This is a genomic window from Brevundimonas sp. (assembly GCF_031082345.1).
In the GTDB taxonomy this organism is placed as follows: domain Bacteria; phylum Pseudomonadota; class Alphaproteobacteria; order Caulobacterales; family Caulobacteraceae; genus Brevundimonas.
The window spans coordinates 1-1,588 of the sequence record NZ_JAVHLH010000227.1 but is presented as its reverse complement, the minus strand read 5'-3'; the positions used below and the strand labels follow the sequence as shown (position 1 = coordinate 1,588).

Below are 1,588 nucleotides of genomic sequence, written 5' to 3'. Positions count from 1 at the left end.
GCCAGATCAGTAGTTCGACCCAGATCGGCGGGTGGAAGCTGACCTCGGTGAAGAGCAGGCCGAAACAGCCGATGGCGCCGACGATCAGCAGAATGAAGACCACGGGTCCGTCGCCGGAATCCGCCGCCGACAGATCGGCGCCGCACGTCTCGCAGTGTTCGCGAACCGTGAGGAAGCCCGAGAACAAGGGCCCCTTGCCGCAGTTGGGGCAGCGGCATTTCACGCCCGCCACGACAGGATTGGGACGCGCGCTCATACGGACAAGACGCGACGAACGTCGGGATCGTCGAAGTTCGACGGCCCGGCGGCTGTGACAGAACTTTTAGTGAGCATTGGGGCATATTACACATCAATCGTGATGTGTAAAGCATCAGGCTGGCGGGATGTCTTCTGAGCCGGATCGGGTCAGTCAGGCGGCCCGGGGCCAATCCGGCTTCTGGGCGATGACCAGGGTATTGGCCAGACGGTGGTCGCCGCGGACCGATTTGGCCCGGGCCGCCAGGCCGGACTCCCGAAGCATCCGCAGGACGCGCCGCGTATCCAGTTCGTTCAAGCCGGCCGCCACGTTCCAGACAATGACTCCGCCTGGGGACAGGACCCGGGCCAGCGAAGCGCCGGTTTCGCGGGCCAGCATCGAGGGGGGAATGGTTAGGCCGTCGAAGACATCGACCGCCACGGCCGGCCACAGGGTCGGCGTGGCGCGCAGAAAGGCCGCCGCATCAGCTCTGACGCAGGTCACCGCCGCCGGCAAATGGAACCAGCGGCGGGCGAGGCTGAAGGCCTGGGGCCAGATATCGACCGCCGTGACGCAGGCGCCGGCGCGATGCAGCAGGGTGGCGAGTGCGCCGCCGGCCGTGCCCAGAACCAACACTTTTCCGGAACGCGGAAGCGCCAGGGCCATGGCATCGACATAGTCGAGGGTGTTGGTCCCGGCCGCGTCGACGCCCGTGTAGAGCACCCCCCCGTCGTAGTAGTGCCGCGAGCCGTCACTGACGAGTTCGACGACGCTCACCTGCCGACCGTCCTCTTCCACGCGTTCGAGGATCCGCATCACCGGGTGTCACTCCGCTCGACTGATATCGAAGTGTGCTCTACACCGAGGTCAAACATGATGAAAGATGTATAAACCATCAACAAGCGCGCGGCCGAGCTGAACGACGGTGCCGATGGCGCTCCGCACGGCTGGCTCCACGGGAAGCTCGAGAAGCCCGGAGGAAGCTTTGGTGTCCTGATAGCGGTCGGGAAGCTCCCAAAGGACGACGCTCAGTACGTGAGGATCCTGGTTGGCTAGCTACGACAGACATTGCAGGCCGAACCGGCCCATCCGCTATTATCGAGACTGAACCCGGCGTCGGATACCAGGTCAACGTCAGGGGCCCCAGGCACCATCGAAGCAATCCATATATGATACTTTGCGCTGGTTTCAGTAGCAAAGTGAGTCGCTAACGATTTGGATATGAGACGTTGTCAATACGTCTCGAAAGATAACGCCATCACGCAGTTTTTACATCGATCCATTTCAATAGAAATTTCAAGATATTAGAATTTCGTCGGCTTGCTGATCGGCATAGCTGGGCGCGCACACGAG

General features: G+C 62.0%; 2 protein-coding genes. Both read right to left on the bottom strand.

Annotated elements, in window-relative coordinates:
* The coding region (locus tag RDU12_RS12735) for a DUF983 domain-containing protein (protein WP_308684937.1) at positions 1 to 256 on the bottom strand (256 nt) is incomplete at its 3' end.
* Between the two features lie 153 nt (positions 257 to 409).
* Positions 410 to 1,051, bottom strand: a complete 642-nt coding sequence (locus RDU12_RS12730) for a spermidine synthase (protein ID WP_300291698.1) — start codon at positions 1,049 to 1,051, stop codon at positions 410 to 412.
* Positions 1,052 to 1,588 lie beyond the last annotated feature (537 nt).